Source organism: Azospirillum thiophilum (assembly GCF_001305595.1).
In the GTDB taxonomy this organism is placed as follows: domain Bacteria; phylum Pseudomonadota; class Alphaproteobacteria; order Azospirillales; family Azospirillaceae; genus Azospirillum; species Azospirillum thiophilum.
Map to the genome: position 1 here is coordinate 176,865 of NZ_CP012406.1, position 18,016 is coordinate 194,880.

At 69.9% G+C, this 18,016-nt stretch carries 15 protein-coding genes; 7 read left to right on the plus strand and 8 right to left on the minus strand.

Annotated elements, in window-relative coordinates; genetic code table 11:
• Positions 1-53: 53 nt before the first annotated feature.
• Positions 54-875, plus strand: a complete 822-nt coding sequence (locus AL072_RS29065; protein WP_045584982.1) for a methyltransferase domain-containing protein — start codon at positions 54-56, stop codon at positions 873-875.
• On the opposite strand, the gene AL072_RS29070 is transcribed toward AL072_RS29065, so the two are convergent.
• The gene (locus tag AL072_RS29070; protein ID WP_052710332.1) at positions 860-2,086 is read right to left on the minus strand and encodes a methyl-accepting chemotaxis protein; all 1,227 of its coding nucleotides are present in this window, start codon (positions 2,084-2,086) and stop codon (positions 860-862) included. The two genes, AL072_RS29065 and AL072_RS29070, sit on opposite strands and share 16 nt — an antisense overlap.
• A gap of 292 nt (positions 2,087-2,378) precedes the next feature.
• On the opposite strand from AL072_RS29070, the gene uvrC reads away from it, so the two are divergent.
• Positions 2,379-4,289 carry an excinuclease ABC subunit UvrC gene (gene uvrC / locus AL072_RS29075; RefSeq protein WP_045584983.1) on the plus strand — a complete coding sequence of 637 codons (1,911 nt, stop codon included), beginning with the start codon at positions 2,379-2,381 and terminating at the stop codon, positions 4,287-4,289.
• Positions 4,290-4,308: 19 nt separating this feature from the next.
• Here uvrC and AL072_RS29080 read toward each other — a convergent pair whose 3' ends face one another.
• The 4 genes from AL072_RS29080 to AL072_RS29095 form a co-directional block, all read right to left on the minus strand.
• Positions 4,309-5,637, minus strand: a complete 1,329-nt coding sequence (locus AL072_RS29080; RefSeq protein ID WP_082109267.1) for a hypothetical protein — start codon at positions 5,635-5,637, stop codon at positions 4,309-4,311.
• A 75-nt stretch (positions 5,638-5,712) separates the two neighbouring features.
• On the minus strand, positions 5,713-6,174 hold the full coding sequence (locus AL072_RS29085) for a DoxX family protein (RefSeq protein WP_245637076.1): 462 nt from the start codon (positions 6,172-6,174) through the stop codon (positions 5,713-5,715).
• A gap of 131 nt (positions 6,175-6,305) precedes the next feature.
• Complete coding sequence (locus AL072_RS29090) at positions 6,306-7,280, minus strand: DMT family transporter (protein ID WP_245637077.1); 975 nt, start codon at positions 7,278-7,280, stop codon at positions 6,306-6,308.
• A gap of 145 nt (positions 7,281-7,425) precedes the next feature.
• Positions 7,426-8,265 (minus strand): 2-keto-4-pentenoate hydratase, encoded by an 840-nt coding sequence (locus AL072_RS29095; protein ID WP_045584984.1) that lies wholly within the window; start codon positions 8,263-8,265, stop codon positions 7,426-7,428.
• Positions 8,266-8,442: 177 nt separating this feature from the next.
• On the opposite strand from AL072_RS29095, the gene AL072_RS29100 reads away from it, so the two are divergent.
• Positions 8,443-9,744, plus strand: a complete 1,302-nt coding sequence (locus AL072_RS29100; protein ID WP_045584985.1) for an acetylornithine deacetylase/succinyl-diaminopimelate desuccinylase family protein — start codon at positions 8,443-8,445, stop codon at positions 9,742-9,744.
• A gap of 37 nt (positions 9,745-9,781) precedes the next feature.
• Here the strand turns inward: AL072_RS29100 and AL072_RS29105 are convergent, their stop codons facing one another.
• Entirely contained in the window at positions 9,782-10,702 is a 921-nt protein-coding gene (locus tag AL072_RS29105; RefSeq protein WP_045584986.1) for a LysR family transcriptional regulator, read from the minus strand.
• Between the two features lie 100 nt (positions 10,703-10,802).
• Between AL072_RS29105 and speB the strand changes: the two genes are divergently transcribed.
• From speB to AL072_RS29125, 4 genes are all read left to right on the plus strand, one after another.
• Entirely contained in the window at positions 10,803-11,843 is a 1,041-nt protein-coding gene (gene speB, locus AL072_RS29110) for an agmatinase (RefSeq protein ID WP_245637078.1), read from the plus strand.
• 86 nt (positions 11,844-11,929) lie between these two features.
• Positions 11,930-12,910, plus strand: a complete 981-nt coding sequence (locus AL072_RS29115) for an ABC transporter substrate-binding protein (protein ID WP_045584987.1) — start codon at positions 11,930-11,932, stop codon at positions 12,908-12,910.
• Between the two features lie 18 nt (positions 12,911-12,928).
• Positions 12,929-13,723, plus strand: a complete 795-nt coding sequence (locus AL072_RS29120; protein WP_045584988.1) for an ABC transporter permease — start codon at positions 12,929-12,931, stop codon at positions 13,721-13,723.
• Between the two features lie 10 nt (positions 13,724-13,733).
• Entirely contained in the window at positions 13,734-14,513 is a 780-nt protein-coding gene (locus AL072_RS29125; RefSeq protein WP_045584989.1) for an ABC transporter ATP-binding protein, read from the plus strand.
• Between the two features lie 26 nt (positions 14,514-14,539).
• On the opposite strand, the gene AL072_RS29130 is transcribed toward AL072_RS29125, so the two are convergent.
• Both AL072_RS29130 and AL072_RS29135 read right to left on the minus strand, forming a co-directional pair.
• Entirely contained in the window at positions 14,540-17,281 is a 2,742-nt protein-coding gene (locus AL072_RS29130; protein ID WP_245637079.1) for a bifunctional diguanylate cyclase/phosphodiesterase, read from the minus strand.
• Between the two features lie 101 nt (positions 17,282-17,382).
• Positions 17,383-17,889 carry a hypothetical protein gene (locus AL072_RS29135; protein ID WP_045585281.1) on the minus strand — a complete coding sequence of 169 codons (507 nt, stop codon included), beginning with the start codon at positions 17,887-17,889 and terminating at the stop codon, positions 17,383-17,385.
• Positions 17,890-18,016: the final 127 nt, after the last annotated feature.

The following is an 18,016-nucleotide window of genomic DNA, read 5'->3' on the forward strand; positions in this document are numbered from 1 at the left end:
GCAGCGGACTCCCTGCTGTTGCGATGCGAAACCCGTGTTACGCTTGGGACACCATGTACACAGATATCGTCGATCTGAGGGAGTTCTACGAGTCCGGATTGGGTCAGACCGCCCAGCGGATGATCCGTCGGCGCATCCGCAACATCTGGCCCGACGTGCGCAACCAGATCGTGCTCGGCATCGGTTACACCACGCCCTATCTGCGCCCCTTCATCGGCGAGGCCGACCGGGTGGCGGCGGTGATGCCGGCCAGCCAGGGCGTCAGCTTCTGGCCGGCGGAGGGGCCGGGCATGGTGGCGCTGGGCGACGAGGCCGACCTGCCCTTCGGCGACAACACCATCGACCGCGTGCTGCTGGTCCATGGGCTGGAGGGCACCGAGCAGCTGCGGCCGATGATGCGCGAGATCTGGCGGGTTCTGGCCGGCGGCGGCCGGGTGCTGGCGGTGGTGCCGAACCGCCGCGGCCTGTGGGCGCGCGCCGACTGGACGCCCTTCGGCCACGGCTTCCCCTATTCCTCGTCGCAGCTGAAACAAGTGCTGCGCGACACCATGTTCGTGCCGGAACGCACCCGCCACGCCCTGTTCATGCCGCCGCTGCGCTCGCGCGTCCTGCAGAAGTCGGCGCCGGCCTGGGAAGAGGTCGGCGGGCGCTGGTTCAAGGCCTTCGCCGGGGTGACGATGATCGAGGCGTCCAAGCAGATCTTCGCCGGCGTGTCACGGCGGGCGGCCCACCAGCCGGTCAAGCGCCGGCTGATCGTGCCGCTGCCGGGCGGCGCGGCGCCGGCCGCCCGCATCACCGTGCTGCGCAACACCATCACCGGCACCATGACCGGCAACGACCCGGTCGACAGCAGCCAGCCCTACCCGCGGACCTGACGCAGCGCGTCGGACAGCCGGCCGCCCAGGCCGTTGCCCAGGCTGCCGGCCCGGCTGGCGATGGTCTGCCCCAGCGCCGTCAGCTCGTCCAGCGTGCGCGTCACCCCGCCCAGAGTCTGTTCGGCGTCGCCGATCCGCTGCTCCGCCGCCATGGCGTCCTGGCGGGAGCGGTCGAGCGAACGCGACACCTCCGCCGTCAGCGCCGCCTGTTCATCAATGGCGGCGGCGACGGTGCCGTTGATCGCCTGGATCGAGCCGATGGTGGAATGGATGCGGCCCAGCGCCTCGTCGACCGCCGCGGTCTCCTTCTGCAGGTTGGCGACCTGATCGGCGATCTGCTTGGTGGCGTCGGCGGTCTGGCGCGACAGCGCCTTGACCTCGTTGGCGACGACGGCGAAGCCGCGCCCGGCCTCTCCCGCCCGTGCCGCCTCGATGGTGGCGTTCAGCGCCAGCAGGTTGGTCTGGCTGGCGATGGCGTTGATCAGCTTGACCACGCTGGCGATCTGTTCCGCCGCCGAGCGCAGCGAGGTCATCACCGTGGTCGCGCGGTCGCTGTCCGATGCCGCCGCGTGGCTGATTTCGCGCGCCTTGCTGGTGTCGCCGGAAATCTGGTCGGAGGTGGAGGCCAGACGGTCGAGCATGCCAGCGATGGCGCTGACCGAGCCGTCGACCGCGCGCGCCGCCCCGGCGGCATCCGCGGTCTGGCGCAGCCCGTCGGTCCCGGCCTTGCGGACGGCGGCGACCGCCGTCTCCAGCCTGCGGCCCGCCTCCGTCAGTTCCCCGGCCAGCCCGCCGACCTCGCGCTCCACCCGGTCGGACAGGTCGCGCACCAGCGCGATCCGGCGGGTCTCCGCCGTTTCCACCCGCAGGGCCGCCGCCACCCAATGGCGGGCGAGGCGGGCGTAGCGGCGGGCCTGCTCGGCCGTGCCGGTGATGGCGAGCGCGCCGACCCGGTCGCCGTCCAGGTCGATGGCGATGGCATAGCCCTCGCGCATGGTGCCGCCAGACTTCGCGGCGTCCTCGCGGCTGACCGCGCGTTCGTCCAGCCGGCGGCCGACGATCTCGGTGGCGACCGGATGGGCGGTGCCGATCCGCTCGCGCGCGGTGGAGGCGGTCACGCTGCCGGTTTTGCCGACGAAGGAGACGACGGCGTCCAGCTCGCGGCCGATGGAATCGCAGATGTCCTGTAGAATGGTTGCGCTGATGTCCAAGGCGCTTCTCCCCTGTTCGGTCGGTTTGTTTCGTTGCCCCGCATACCATACGGGGAATATCATCCATACTTTTCGTTCGTATCCGATATTATACGCGGCATTCGCGAATTCGGAGTTGAAAGAATGCCGCAGCCGGCAGGGGTGGCGGTGGCCGGCCGGACATGCCGGTCGCCAGCTCCGCATTCATCGGTGCCCCATCCGATTCTTGTCTCTTGGACCCGTTCCGTTCTACTGGTTGGGTAGGCGGCGAATCGGAAATGCGGTCGGAAAGGCGGGAGATACGAACGTGCAGATGGACGGAGCGTCCAATCGCGGGGCGGAGGTGATCCGCGCCCAGCTCGCGACCCTGCCGGACACGCCCGGCGTCTATCGGATGCTGGCGGCCGACGGGTCGGTGCTCTATGTCGGCAAGGCGAAGAACCTGAAGCGGCGGGTGGCGAGCTACACCCGGAACGACGGGCTGCCCGACCGCACCCGCCGCATGGTGGCGCTGACCCGCGCCATGGAGTTCGTCACCACCCACACCGAGGCCGAGGCGCTGCTGCTGGAAGCCAACCTGATCCGCAGCCTGCTGCCGCCCTTCAACATCCTGGTCAAGGACGACCGGTCCTTCTCCTACATCGTGATCGGCAAGGGACATGACTTCCCCCGGCTGATGCAGCATCGCGGCAGCGCCGAGCGGCGCGGCACCACCGGCAAAGGCGAGGCCGGCAAGGGCAACCGCCGCGATTCGGACCTGTTCGGCCCCTACGCCTCGCCCCATCTGGTCGGCATGACCATCGCGGCGCTGCAACGGGCCTTCCTGCTGCGCAGCTGCGACGACGGGGTGTTCGCCTCGCGCACCCGGCCCTGCCTGCAACACCAGATCAAGCGCTGCTCCGCCCCCTGCGTCGGCCGCGTCGGCGAGGAGGAGTATGCCGCCCAGGTCCAGGGCGTGCGCGACGTGCTGTCCGGCCGCAGCGCCGAGGTCCAGGCGGACTTCGCCCGCCACATGCAGGACAGTTCCGACCGGCTGGAGTATGAGGACGCCGCCCGCTGGCGCGACCGCATCCGCGCGCTGACGGCGCTCCAGAGCCGCCAGGACATCAACCTGGAGGACACGCTTGGCGACGCCGACGTGCTGGCCCTGCACCGCGAGGGCGGGGCGGCCTGCGTCCAGGCCTTCTTCTTCCGCGGCGGGCGCAACCAGGGCACCCGCGCCTTCTTCCCCCGCATCGATGCGGAGGAGGAGCCGGGCGACATCCTGGCCGCCTTCGCCGCCCAGCTCTATGCCGACACCCCGCCGCCCGCCCTGCTGCTGCTGAGCCACCCGGTCGCCGCCCCGGAGCTGCTGGCCGAGGCGCTGGGCCTGACCGCCGGCCGCCGCGTCGCGGTGGAAACCCCCAGGCGCGGGCCGAAGCGCCGCACCGTCGAGCATGCGCTGACCAATGCGCGCGACGCGCTCGGCCGGCGGCTGGCCGACCGCTCGACCCAGGCGGCGCTGCTGGAGGGGGTGGCGCGCGTCTTCGCCCTGCCCGCCCCGCCGCGCCGCATCGAGATCTACGACACCTCGCACATCCAGGGCGCCTTCCCGGTCGGCGCCATGGTGGTGGCGGGGCCGGAGGGGTTCCAGCGCAACGCCTATCGCCGCTTCCACATCCGCGATCCCGAGGCGGCGGGCGACGACTACGCCATGCTGCGCGAGACCTTCACCCGGCGCTTCGCCCGGGCGCGCACCGAAGATCGGAGCCAAGACGAACAGGGCCGCAGCGCCGGCCTGTGGCCCGACCTGATCCTGATCGACGGCGGGCTGGGGCAGCTCAACGCGGTCCGCGACGAGCTGGCGATGCTGGGGATCACCGACATCCCGCTGGTCGCCATCGCCAAGGGGCCGGACCGCAACGCCGGGCGCGAGCGCTTCTTCCGACCCGGCGTGCCGCCGCTCGGCCTCGCCGCCAACGACCCGGTGCTGCATTTCCTGCAAAGGCTGCGCGACGAGGCCCACCGCACCGCCATCGACAGCCACCGCGCCCGCCGCATGAAGGCGATGTCGCACAGCCGCATCGACGGCATCCCCGGCATCGGCCCGACCCGCAGGAAGGCGCTGCTCCATCATTTCGGCAGTGCCACCGCCGTCGCGTCGGCCGGGCTGAAGGATCTGGAGGCCGCCCCCGGCATCAGCGCCGCCATCGCCCGCAAACTCTACGAGCATTTCCACGGATAAAGCCGGAAGGAATGCTCCCCTACGGCACAATCTTGCCGGTGAACGGGTTCCAGCCCAGCGCCGCCAACGCCGCCCAGGCGGTGGCGCCCAGATGGGGGCGGCGATAATAGAGGAAATCGTCGGTCTTGCTGTCGGGCCCGATGGCCAGCCCGGTGGTCAGCACCTGCGGCCGGGTGGCGTAGAGATAGCCGCCGGGGCTGAATTCCTTGAGGATCTCGCTGAACAGCCGGTCGGCATCGCCGCGCCGCCCGACCATGCGATAGGTCAGCGCCGCCTGGGCCGTGCCCTCCACCCACATGCCGTCGCGGTCGTCGTTGAAGTCGAAGCCGCCGTCGGCGCCATGCGCCCGTTCGGCATAGGACAGCGCGGCCCGCCACGCGTCGGGCGCATCCGGCAGCAGCAGCGGCCAGAGCTGCGCGTCCAGCCCGGAAGTCGCATTGCTGACCGTCACCCCGTCCGGCGCGGTGCCGATGGGGAAATGGCCGCCACCCGCCGCCCACAGGGCGTCGAGGAAGCCGCGCGCCTCGCGCTCCGGCCCGGCGAAATCGCCGCCCAGCCAGCCGAACAGGGCGACGAGGTCGGTGTTGTGCTCGGTCGATTTCCACGGCAGCGGCTGCGGCGAATCGTCGAAGCCCTGGAGGCCGCCGTTGAAGCCGCCGGGGCCGCGCGGGTCGCGGGTATGGTCGACGGCCCAGCGCGCCAGCTCCGCAGCGCCGTCGCGGAAGCGCGCCTCGCCGGTGCGGTCGGCCAAAGTCATCAGCGCCAGCCCGGCCCAGGCGACGTTGCCGGTGGCGGTGCCGACCTGATAGGGATCCTCGCCCCACTGGTTGCCGATGGCGTCCCACCAACCGTTGGGCGGGATCGGCCGCTGCTTCTGGGCGCCGCCACGGTAAGCGTTGCGCAGCCGGCCCTTCCAGCCGGCGCGGTCGAGCGATACCGCGTCCAGCAGCGCCTCGCCGATGCGCAGCGCGCGGTCCTGCCGGCCGCAGGCGGTCAGCGCCATGATCGCCAGCGCGTTGTCGTAGGTGAAGGCGGCATTCGACAGCGCCGGCTCCGAGGTCGGACCGGGGGCATAGGAATTGTCGTAGCTGCGCAGGAACAGCGGCCCGCGGCCCGTCACCTCGTCCACACGGGCCGTCAGCGTCGCGCAGGTCTTCTGCGCCAGCTCCTTCGCCGGGGTCGCCGGAGCGGCGGCGGATGCGGGAGTGGGAGCGGACATGGTCATGGTGGCGGACAGCCCGAGCAGGACGGCCGCCAGCGCGGCACGGCCGAACCGTGCCAGCCCCTGCTCGGCCTCATGCCCCGCCCCCTGCCCGGACTCTCGCTTGTCGCTGACACGCTTGGACATAACGCTGACCGCCGGCCTGATCTGGAAGGCTCCCAGATATGGCCCCTTTCCCGGCCGGCGGCAACCGCAAGGCGGTCAGCGGCGCCCCGCGAGCCATCCATCCACGCTGAACCGCCCGCTGCCCGCAGCGGCCAGCGCCAGGAAACCGCCGATGATGGCGAGGTTCTTCATGAACTGGGTCTGCTGCATCTTCATCGCCTCCGGCGCCGCATCCCAATAGCGGTGGGCGATCAGGGTCGCGGCGACGGTGAAGGCGGCGACCAGCAGCGCCGCCAGCCGGGTCCAGGCACCCAGCACCACCGCCAGCCCGCCGAACGCCTCGACCAGCGCGCCGACGGTGCCGAGCACCGCCGCCATCGGCACGCCCTGGCTTTCCAGCCCGCCGATGAAGCCGCCGAGCGCCATCAGCTTGCCGAAGCCGCTCTGCACGAAGATCGCCCCCAGCAGCACGCGCGCCGCCAGCAGCAGCGCATCCTGTCCGGCGGTCGTCACGCCGGCCATGCCGGCACCGGTCGAAGTGGTCGAACTGGTCATCATCGCCGTCATCCCCCTGCTGCGCGCCGGCCAGGCTTGCCGGGCGCTTCTCTCAGGAGATGGGACGGCGGCGGACCGACGGTTATTCCGCCGATGGCAGAGGAAAGCAGGCAGAGGAAAACAGGGCCTTGCGCTCAGGCGGTCTTCCACAGCGTGATGATCAGGACGCCGGCCACCGTCAGGGCGGCACCGGCCAGCTGCAGCCAGCCCAGCGGCTCCGCCAGCACCAGATAGCCGAACAGCGCGGCGGCGACCGGGCCGATGGCGCCGCTCAGCGCCACCATGTTGGCGCCGACCCGCCGCAGCGCCTCCGCCGTCATCAGCACGGGCAGCACGGTGCAGACGACCGCCATCACCGCCGACAGCCCGTAGACCGGCAGCGGCAGGTCGAGCGCCGACAGCGGCCGCATCACGGCGAATTGCACGATGCAGCACAGCGAGGCCGCCGTCATCGCATAGGCGGTAAAGCGCATGGAGCCGATCCGCTGCACCACCCGGCTGCTGCCGACCAGATAGATCGAATAGAGGAAGGCCCCCATGAAGACCAGCCCGGCCCCGGTGAGGAAGTCGGGATGACCGATGCCGATCTCCGACCACACCACCAGGGCGACGCCGGCATAGGAGACGACCAGCGCCACCACCTCGCGCAGGCCGATCCGCTTGCCGAGGAACAGCGCCGACAGCAGCACCACGATGGTCGGGTAGAGGAACAGCAGCAGCCGCCCCATCCCGGCCGAGACATAGCGCAACCCGAGGAAGTCGCAGAAGCTGGCGGCGTAATAGCCGGTGACGCCGAGCCCGATGGTCAGCGCCAGATCGCGGCCGGAAACCGCCGCCCGCTCGCCGGGCTTCCCCGCCCCCCGCCGCCCCGACCACAAGGCCATGCCCAGGAAGAAGGGCAGCGCGAAGACCATGCGCAGCATGATCAGCGTCACCGGATCGACGTCGTAGCGGTAGGCCAGCTTGATGATGACCGGCCGCATCGAGAAGGCGATCACCCCCGCCACCGCCAGCCCCAGCCCGATCAGCAGATGGACCGGCGGGATCAGGGAGGTCTCGACGGCGGGGTCGGATGGAAGGCTGGACGACGACAGGCCGGACTGGGACAAGAGGGCGCACTCGGGAGAAGGGAGGGGGAGGCCATTCAAGCATCCCCGCGCCGGTTTGGCTCCCCCCAAGGCCACGGGCGGCCATGCCCGCAGCCACACCCTGGAATGCACCGTCCGCGCCGCTGACGGTGAAGAACCTTACCGATCAGCCGGCCGGAGCCGCGGCGACGGCGGTGCCGGTCATCGGCGCCAGGCCGGTGAAGCAGATGCGGGCCTCCTGCCCGATGGCGATGGAATGGACGCCGGTGAGGGCGCCGGTCGACACCCACTGCCCGGCCTTCAGCGGCCGGCCCAGCCGCGCGGCCATGCCCAGCGCCACCGCGACCGCGGCGGGAATGCCGCCCGGCAGCTTGGCGGCGCTGCCGACGCCGACGCTCTGCCCGTCGATCAGCACCTCGGCGCGCAAAACGTCGGCGCCCTCGACGGCGCCGACGATCTCCTCGCCGACGATCAGGCCGGTGTTGTTGCCGAACACCGCGGTCGAGGCGGTCGGCCCCAGATCGTTGACCGGAGCCAGCGGGCCGCCCGCCACCTCGATGGCGGCATGGACGGCGTCGATGAAGGCGGCGGCCTCCGCCGGGCTGTAGTCCAGCTTGTCGGCGGGCGCGTCGGCGGCGATGCGCACCGCGAACTCGGCCTCCACCGCGCCGAAGCCGCCGGCGATCACCGGGAAGCTCAGCGGACCGCCTCCGGACAGCACCACCGTGCCGGCGAAGACCGGGCCAATGAAGCGGATGGCGCCCAGCGCCTCCTCCAACGCCGGGGGCACCCGCGCCACCTTCCAGCCGGCGACCTCGTCGGGCCAGGACGCGGTCGCGGTGGCCTGGATGGCGTAGGCGGTCGCCAGATCGGCCGGCAGCGGGCCGGGGAACCCGGCAAGGCCGGTCGCGCCGCGGCGGGCGGCGACGAAGCGGGCGGCGGCCTCGGCGATCACCGGGTCGGCCAGGGTCGGGGCGCTCAGCCCGATGGGATGCGTGACGGTCATGACGGAGTCTCCACTGCCTTCTCCACTGTGGAGGGCGCGGCGACTGTAGCGGCCCGGCGCGCCGCGGGAAAGTGCGCTGCACAAACGGAAGCTCCGGCGCCGCCACGCCCGAAAGGCAGGGTGGACGGATTGTAGGGTTGGCGCGACACTGGACCGGTCCTTGTCAGGGGAGAGGCCATGCAATCCGCCACCGACCCGCTGTTCCGCCGGATCGAGGCGCGGCGCGACGATCTCGTCGCGCTGACACAGGCGCTGATCCGCATCCCCACCGTCAATCCGCCCGGCGACGCCTACACCGCCTGCGCGGAACTGATCGGCCGGCGGCTGGCGGCACGCGGCTTCACGGTCGAGTATGTGCGGGCGGAGGGGGCGGCCGGCGACAGCGACCGCTTCCCGCGCACCAACGTCATCGCCCGCATCGAAGCCCCGCGGCCGGGGCCCTGCGTCCATTTCAACGGCCATATCGACGTGGTGCCGGCCGGGGAGGGCTGGACCGTCGATCCCTTCGCCGGGGTGGTGAAGGACGGCCGGGTCTATGGCCGCGGCGCCTGCGACATGAAGGGCGGCATCGCCGCGTCCATCGTCGCGGTGGAATCGCTGCTCGACGAAGGGCTGTTGACCGCCGGCGCCCTGGAGATCTCCGGCACGGTCGACGAGGAGTCCGGCGGCTATGGCGGTGTCGGCCATCTGGCGAAGCTCGGCTATTTCTCAAGACCCAGGGTCGACCATGTCATCATCCCGGAGCCGCTGAACGTCGACCGCGTCTGCGTCGGCCACCGCGGCGTCTGGTGGGCGGAGATCGAGACCAAGGGCCGCGTCGCCCACGGCTCCATGCCCTTCCTCGGCAACTGCGCGGTGCGCCACATGGGCGCCGTTCTGCACCGGATCGAGACCGAGCTGCTCCCCCGCCTCGCCGCCAAGCGCACCGACATGCCGGTCGTGCCGGAGGGGGCGCGCCAGTCCACCATCAACATCAACGCCATCCATGGCGGCCAGCGCGACGACCATGACGGGCTGCCCAGCCCGATGGTGCCCGACCGCTGCCGCATGGTGATCGACCGCCGATACCTGATCGAGGAGGATCCCGCGGCGGTGCGCGGCGAGATCGTCGCCATCCTGGAGGATCTGCGCCGCAGCCGCCCCGGCTTCGACTACGAGCTGCGCGAGGTGCTGGCCTTCCTGCCGACCATGACCGACGCCGACGCACCCGTGGTGCGAGCGGTGGCCGCCGCCATCGAGACGGTGCTCGGCCGCCCGGCCCAGCGCGTGGTGTCCCCCGGCACCTACGACCAGAAGCATGTCGTGCGCATCGGCAACCTGAAGAACTGCATCGCCTACGGCCCCGGCGTGCTCGACCTCGCCCACCAGCCCGACGAATGGGTCGGCATCGACGACATGGTGCATGCGGCGCAGGTGATGGCGCTGGCGACGCTGGGGCTGCTGGCGCCGGGCGGCGCAGGGCCGGATTTGCCCTTCTGAAAGGCCGTCCGCGACCGGCGGAGGCGCCGCGCGCGGATCAGCGCAGTTTGCGCGTGTGGACCTCGATCAGGCAGTCGCGAAAGGCCTTGGCCACCCGCGACAGCACGCTCTGCGGCAGATGGGCGACGCACAGCGCGATCTTGAAGCTCAGGAGATCCGGACGCAACGCCCGCATCTCCCCGCCATCGACCCAGCGCTGGGCATAGTGGCGCGGCAGGAAGCTGACGAACCGGCCGCTCAGCACCAGATGCGCCTGCCCTTCCATGTTGTAGGCGGTGGCGCTGGGCGCATGCTTGAACAGCGTGTTGAAGCCCGTCGCCACCGCATAGCCGCGGCGGGCATAGGCCTGTTCGGCGATGCGTTCCAGCGACACCCGCGCGGCATCCGCCGCGTACAAAGGATGGCGGGCGCCGCAGAACAGGTTCTGCTCCTCATGGAACAGCTGCTGGAGTTGAACCGCGCCGTTCATCGGCTGGTTCGGCACGATGGCGATCTCCATCTGCCGGCTGAGCAGCTCGGTCTCGATCTGGTTGGGCGAGACGATCATCAGCGTCAGATGGACGTCCGGAACCCGTTCGTTGAAGGCGGCGATCGCCCGGTCCAGGGCACAGGCTGGATTTTCGACAACGGCATCGACGACGCCGATCCGCAGCTCCCCGACCAGCCGGCCGCGCATGGCGCCCACTTCGGTACGGAAATTGTCCATCGCCGCGAAGAACTTGATGGTTTCCGCGTAGATCTTCTGCCCATGTTCGGTCAGCGAGAAGCCCGACCGCCCGCGCCGGCACAGCGTCAGCCCGAGGCGGGTTTCGAGCGCGGCCATCTGCGCGCTGATGGTGGAGCGCGAGATGCCGAGTTCGCCCTGCGCCTGGGTGAAGCCGTTGTTCTCCACCACAGTCCGGAAGATCCGGAGCTGACGCAGGTCGACGTCGCTCAGCGGCGGCAGGCTGGGCTGCATGATAGGTTGGCTTTGTCGGACGTGAAGGTTTGAACTTCGATATTATTGGACGTTTCATCCTATGGCAACGTTGCGGTCATCGACCCCCGTGGAGACCGCGATGCCCCTGAAATCCGACGGCGGACAGCCTCTGCCGGATGCCGCGCCGATGCCTGCGCCGATACCTGCGCCGATGTCCTTCCAACCGGTGTCGGCATTCGACCTGCCGCGCTATGCCGGACTGCCCAGCTTCATGCGCCTGCCCTATCTCGGGCTGGACGACGCGGCCACCGCGGAGGTGGACATCGCCATCGTCGGCGTGCCGTGGGACGGCGGCACCACCAACCGTCCCGGAACGCGCCATGGCCCGCGGCAGCTGCGCGACCTCTCCACCATGATCCGGCCGGTCCATCCGGTCAGCGGCGTCAACCCGTTCTCGCTGCGCAACGTCGCCGACCTCGGCGATTCGCCGGTCAACCCGGCCGACGTCGCCGACGCGCTCGACCGCATCGCCGGCTTCTACGGCAAGCTCAGGAGCCGCGGCATCACGCCGCTCAGCGCCGGCGGCGACCATCTGGTCTCCTACCCCATCCTGAAGGCGCTGGGCGCCGATGCGCCGCTCGCGATGATCCATTTCGACGCGCACACCGACCTGTTCGACAGTTATTTCGGCGGATTCAAATACACCCATGGCACGCCGTTCCGCCGCGCCATCGAGGACGGCTATCTCGACCCCCGCCGCGTCGTCCAGATCGGCATCCGGGGAACCATGTATGACGGCGCCGACGTCGCCTGGGGCCTGGAACAGGGGGTGCGGATCATCCGCATCGAGGAGGTCGAGGATCGCGGCATCGACTCCGTCATGGCGGAGGCGCGCTCCATCGTCGGCGACCATCCCACATATCTCAGCTTCGACATCGACGCCATCGATCCGGCCTTCGCGCCGGGCACCGGAACCCCGGAAATCGGCGGCCTGACCACGCGCGAGGCGCAGCGCATGGTGCGCCTGCTGTCGGGCCTGAACCTCGTCGGCGCCGACCTCGTCGAGGTCTCGCCGCCCTTCGATCCGTCGGGCGGCACCGCCTGGGTCGGCATCTCGATGATGTTCGAGCTGCTCTGCCTGCTCGCCACCTCGCCCGCCACGCTGCGCCGCAAGACCTGATCCGCAGGCTCCGGTCCGCCCGGCCACTTCGGCCGCGGACCCGCGGCCTCCCCCGACACCCCCTTCAAAACCAGAGAGCCCGAAGCATGAAGCAGTTTCTTTCGCGTCTTCGCGGACCGGCCCTTGCCTTCCTCGCCGCCCTGGGCGGCTTTTCGACCGCCGCAGCGGCGGACCCGCTGACCGTCGCCCTTTCGACCTGGGTCGGCTACGGCCCGCTCTACATCGCCAAGGAGAAGGGGTTCTTCAAGGACGAGGGACTGGACGTCAAGCTGGTGCTGATGGAGGACGTCAAGACCCGCATGCCGGCCCTGACCGCCGGGCGCATCGACGTGGCGGTGACGACAGTGGACGCGGTGCTCGCCTTCACCTCGGCCGACCGCCCGCTGACCTATCTGTTCGCGGTCGACGACAGCCGCGGCGGCGACGGCATCGTCGCGAACAAGGCGATCAAGGACGTCGCCGGCCTGAAGGGCAAGAAGATCGCCTTCACCGAAGGGTCGGTGTCGCAGTTCTTCCTCGGCGTGCTGCTGAAGGATGCCGGGCTGACGGTCAAGGACGTCCAAGGCCTCAACATGACAGCCGGCGATGCCGGGGCCGCCTTCGTCGCCGGCAAGGTCGACGCCGCCGTGACGTGGGAACCCTGGCTGAGCCGTGGCAAGGCCACGCCCCATGGCGCGCTGCTGGTGGACAGCTCGGCCAAGCCGGGGCTGATCACCGACGTGATGGTGACGACCAAGGCCAAGCTGGAAGCGCGCCGGCCGGAGATGACGGCGCTCTACCGGGCCTGGAGCAAGGCGGTCGAGTGGCAGAAGACCCACGCCGGCGAAGCCGACGCCATCATGGCGAAGGGGGTCGGCGGCTGGCTGGAGGATCCCAAGGTGTTCGCCGAGACCCGGGCCGGTATCGCCTTCTATGATTCGGCGATGAACGCGACCTTCATGGATCCGGCCAAGCCCGACGGGATCGTCGCCACCATCGCCAACGCCAAGGCGCTCGGCGAGGCCGCAGGCCTGTTCAAGCTCGACGCCGATCCGGCCGGCATGGTCGCCGCCGGCATCGTCAAGTGACGTGACGGAGCAGGCACCATGTCGACCCGTTCCCTTTTCGCACCGAAAGTCGATATCCCGCGCGGCGCCACGCTGGCGCTCGGCGCCGGCTCCGTCGGCACACTCCTCGGCATCTGGTGCCTGCTCACCTACGGCGGCTTCACGCCCCCCGACTTCCTGGCCGCGCCCGACCGGGTGCTGGCCGCCGGGATCAAGCGGATCGGCGACCTGTCGCTGTTCCGCCATATCGGGTCCAGCCTGACCGTCATCCTGTCCGGCTTCCTGCTGGCGTCGATCCCGGCGGTGCCGCTCGGCATCCTGATGGGCAGCTTCCGGGCGGTCCAGGCGACGGTCGAGCCGATCACCGGCTTCATGCGCTACATCCCCGTCTCCGCGCTCATCCCGCTGCTGATCCTGTGGATCGGCATCGGCATCGAACAGAAGATCATGGTGATCTTCCTCGGCACCTTCTTCCAGCAGCTGATCCTGATCTCCGACGTGTCGGCGCGGGTGTCCAAGGATCTGATCGACTGCGCCTATACGCTGGGCGCCAGCCGCCGGCAGGTGGTGCAGCGCATCCTGTTTCCCGCCTGCCTGCCGGGCGTGATGGACAATCTGCGCGTCACCATGGGATGGGCCTGGACCTATCTGGTGGTGGCGGAGCTGGTCGCCGCCGACAGCGGCCTCGGCTACATGATCCTCAATGCGATGCGCGGCCTGTTCACCGACGTGATCCTGCTCGGCGTCTTCACCATCGGCTTCCTTGGGCTGGTCACCGATTCCCTCTTCAAACTGCTGCGCCAGCGCCTGCTGTCCTGGTCCGCCGATCTGTAAGGAACGCCCGATGAGCCTGCTCGCCCTCGACGACGTCACCGTGCGCTTCAAGCCCAAGGGCAAGCCCACGGTGACCGCGCTCGACACCGTTTCGCTGCGCGTCGCCCACGACACCTTCGCGGTGATCGTCGGCCCCTCCGGATGCGGCAAATCCACCCTGCTCCGGCTCGTCGCCGGGCTGGAGACGCCGACGTCCGGCAGCATGACGCTCGACGGCAAGCCGATTTCCGGCCCCTCGGCCGACCGCGGCATGGTGTTCCAGAGCTACACCCTGTTCCCCTGGCTGACGGTGCGCGACAATGTGATGTTCGGCCCGAAGCTGAAGAAGCTGCCGAAGGCGGAGTGCGAGGACATCGCCGACGACCTGATCCGCGCGGTCGGCCTCGCCGGTTTCGAGCGCTCCTTCCCCAAGGAACTTTCGGGCGGCATGCGCCAGCGCGTGGCCCTGGCGCGCGCGCTGGCCAACGACCCGCGGATCCTGCTGATGGACGAGCCGTTCGGCGCGCTCGACAGCCAGACCAGGCAGCTGATGCAGGAACTGCTCCTCGACGTCTGGCAGGCGCGGCGCAAGACCGTCCTATTCATCACCCACGACATCGATGAGGCGATCTTCCTCGGCGATGCCGTGCATGTGATGACGGCGCGTCCCGGACGGATAAAGCGCTCGCTGACCATCGACATTCCCCGCCCGCGCGACCTCGACGCCCTGACCTCGCCAGACTTCATGCGCTACAAGAAGGAGGTGCTGCATCTCATGCATGACGAGGCGGTGCTCGCCGCCCGGGTCTGACCGGAATGCGGGGGACTGCCGCCACCCTATCCGACCGGCACCGCCTCCCGCGCATCCAGCCTGCCCAGCATCCGCTCCACCTCCTCGACCGGGATCGGACGGCTGAACAGATAGCCCTGGTAGCTTTCGCAGGACAGGTCGCGCAGCAGCTGCAACTGCTCCTGCGTCTCCACCCCCTCCGCAATGACCGACAGGCCCAGGCTCCGGCCGAGCCCGACGATGGCGCGGGGCACCGATGTGTTGCTGGCGCCGGTCGACAGATCGTGGATGAAGGAGCGGTCGATCTTCAGCTTGTCGATCGGCAGCCGGTGCAGATAGCTCAGGCTGGAATAGCCGGTGCCGAAATCGTCCAGCGCGATCAGCACGCCGCGCCGCTTCAGCGCCGCCAGTGTCTCCGCCGCCGCTTCGACGTCGTCGATCAGGCTGCTTTCGGTCACCTCGATCTCCAGTTCCGGCCCGCTCAGCCCGTTGGCGTCGAGCGCGCGGGCGACCTTCGCCGGCAGATGGCCGTCGCGGAACTGCGCACCGGAAACGTTGATGGCCACCGGCACCGACAGGTTGAAGCGCGTCCGCCAGCGCCGAATCTGGGCGCAGGCCTCGAACAGCACCCAGTCGCCCATCGCCAGCACCAGCCCGGTCTCCTCCGCCACCGGCAGGAAACGGCCGGGCAGGACCGTCCCCTCTTCCGGATGGCGCCAGCGGATCAGCGCCTCCAGCCCGACGATGCGGCCGGTCAGGGTGTCGACCTGCGGCTGATAGACCAGAAACAGTTCGCCCTCGCGAATGGCGCGGCGCAGGCTGCCCTCCAGGTCCATGCGCTCGCGTGACTTGGCGCCCATCTCCCTGGTGACGAAGCGGAAGCCGTTCCGGCCCTGCTCCTTGGCATGGTACATGGCGATGTCGGCGCAGCGGATCAGCCCTTCCGGGTCGTCGGCATCGTCGGGATAGAGGCTGATGCCGATGCTGGGCGTCACCACGAAATTCTGGCCGCCGACCGTGAAGGGGCTGGCGAGATGGGCCACCACCTTTTCCGCCACGCGGGCCGCATCGCCCGGCTCCGTCACCCGGCGGGCGACGATCAGGAATTCGTCGCCGCCCAGCCGCCCGACCGTATCGGATTCGCGCAGGCCCGCCTGCAGCCGCCGCGCCACCGACCGCAGCACCTCGTCGCCGAAGCTGTGGCCCAGGCTGTCGTTGATCACCTTGAAGCGGTCGAGATCGATGAACAGGACCGCCAGCTTGCTGCCGTCACGCCGCGCCTCGCGCAGTGCCTGGGCGATGCGGTCGTACAGCAGCACCCGGTTGGGCAGGCCGGTCAGCGCGTCGAAATGGGCGAGATACTGGATATGCTGCTCGGCCCGGCGCTTCTCGCCGATGTCTTCGGCGAAGACCACGACGAACTTCAGCTCGCCGTCGGCAGTGACCGGCTGGAAATGCAGGCTGAAATGGCTGCGTCGGCCGCCCAGCAGCAGCGGCTGGTCGGATTCCAGCTTGCCGCTCTCGCCCTGCAGCGCCGCCTCCAGCGCGAAGACCGCCGCCTGGTCGCCGAAACGCAGCCGGACGTCGGTGCCGATCAGCGCCTCCCGCGGCAGCCCGGCGGCGGCGGCGAAGGACGGGTTGCAGTCCGCCACCAGGCCGTCGGGCCCGACCAGCGCGATCCCCAGCGGCGCCTGGGTGAAGAGCTGCCGCCGTTCCGCCTCCTGCAGGCGCAGCGAGGCGGTCATCTCCCCCGCAAGCTCCAGCGCGCGGGAATGGGTCGCCAGCATCATGCGCAGGATCAGCGACAGCGCGATGCTGAGCGCCAGCCCCCCCACCAGCACCGCTCCCGGTACCCAGTCATGCGCGGTCAGCAGCGTATCGGGAAGGTTCTGGTAGCGCACGGTCCAGACCCGGCCGCCGACCGGCAGCTCCCGCGTCACGCTCACCTGGCCGCCCTCCTGGCCGCCCTCCTGGCCGCCCTCCTGGCCATCGTCCCCCTGGGCCGGGCGGCGGCTGCGATAGAGCGGCACCTCGGCCTCGGCCAGCGGCGCGTCGAAGATCTCGATGCCGGCATCGGGGCGCAACTCGTCGGTCAACCCGTCCACCAGCGGACCGATCCGCACCGGCGTCAGCACCACGCCGGTGAAGGCGGCGCGCCGGGCCTCCGGCGAGGGCGGCAGCGGATCGCCGCGGTAGGTCGCCTGATAGAGGATGAAGGCCGGCTTCGCTCCGGACGCCTCGTCGATCTTCAGCGTGATCGCCCGGGTCGCGGCAGGCTGGCCGCTGTCGCGCGCCCGTTCGATGGCCGACCGGCGCGCCGCTTCCGACATCATGTCGAAGCCCAGGGCGCGGGCATTCGCCTCGTCGGCCGGGGCGGCGAAGACGTTGACCACCCGCTCCGTCCCCGCGGTCTCAGGCCAGATGCGGAAGCCCGGCAGGCCGGCCGCGCGCATCGACGCCACCAAGTCGCCGGCCTGCCCGGCGGTCACGGCACGGGCATAGGCGATGGAGATGATGCCGGGATAGCGCCGCGGCACGTCCAGCGCCTCCACGAAGCGGTTCCACTCGGTCCAGCGCAGGTCGGGAAAGGTCATCGCCAGCGATGCCGCGGCCTGGGCGACCTGTTCGTACACCCGCACCCGGTCGGCAAGCTTGCTGTGCAGTTCCTCCACCCGCAGGGCGAAGCGATGCTCCTCCTCGTTGCGCAGCAGGCGGTCCGATTGGACCAGTGCCAGCACCGATACGCCGACGCCGGCAATCAAAGCCAGAATGGGGACGGCGGCCGGCAATGGCAGGCTGCGGAGAAGGCGGCGAAGAACCGGGTCCGGGCGTGGGTCCGGAGGTGGGGCCGGCGGGCTGTCGATGAGGGGATCGGCTGCCGGCTCCGCCATCAGAACTCCTCTAGGATCTTGGGACTGGTCAGGAGGAGCTGTTCGATCATGCCCAGGATCTGCTCGATCTTGGTGCGGGTGGCGTCGAGTTCGTCGGCGGTCTTGTCGTCGATGCCGGCTTCCATCAGCATCGTGTCGAAAGTGTGCAACGTCTCATTGAAAGCCTTCTGTTCGGCCACCAGCACGTCGAAGGCGCCTAGCGAGGCGGTCAGCGCCAGCGGCGGATCGCTGACGAAGGAATGGCTGATGTCGGTGAAGATGGCGATGGCGCTCAGCTTCTGCCGCAGCACCCATTGCGGGAAGTTGGACGGCAACTCCCTGCCCGCCGCCTCCAGCCTTTCCTGGATCGAGAAGATCAGTCCCTGGATGTCCAGGTAGGCGGCGCGGATTTCGCGGAACCGGGGGAAGGTCCTGGGCTTTCCCGCGGCGCGCAGCCTGCCCAGTGCGGCGATGTCCTCGGTCAGCTTGCGGGCCATCCGCAGCACGACGTCCGTCACCTTCGACATCATACGCCTCCGCTCAACGCCCGCCCCCGCCTCTCTCCAATGCCGGCCATCGTCTCAAGAAAGGTTTCAAGGAGGGTCGGCATATGTCGGCGAGCCTACATCAGAATCCACCCCGATCGTTAGTATT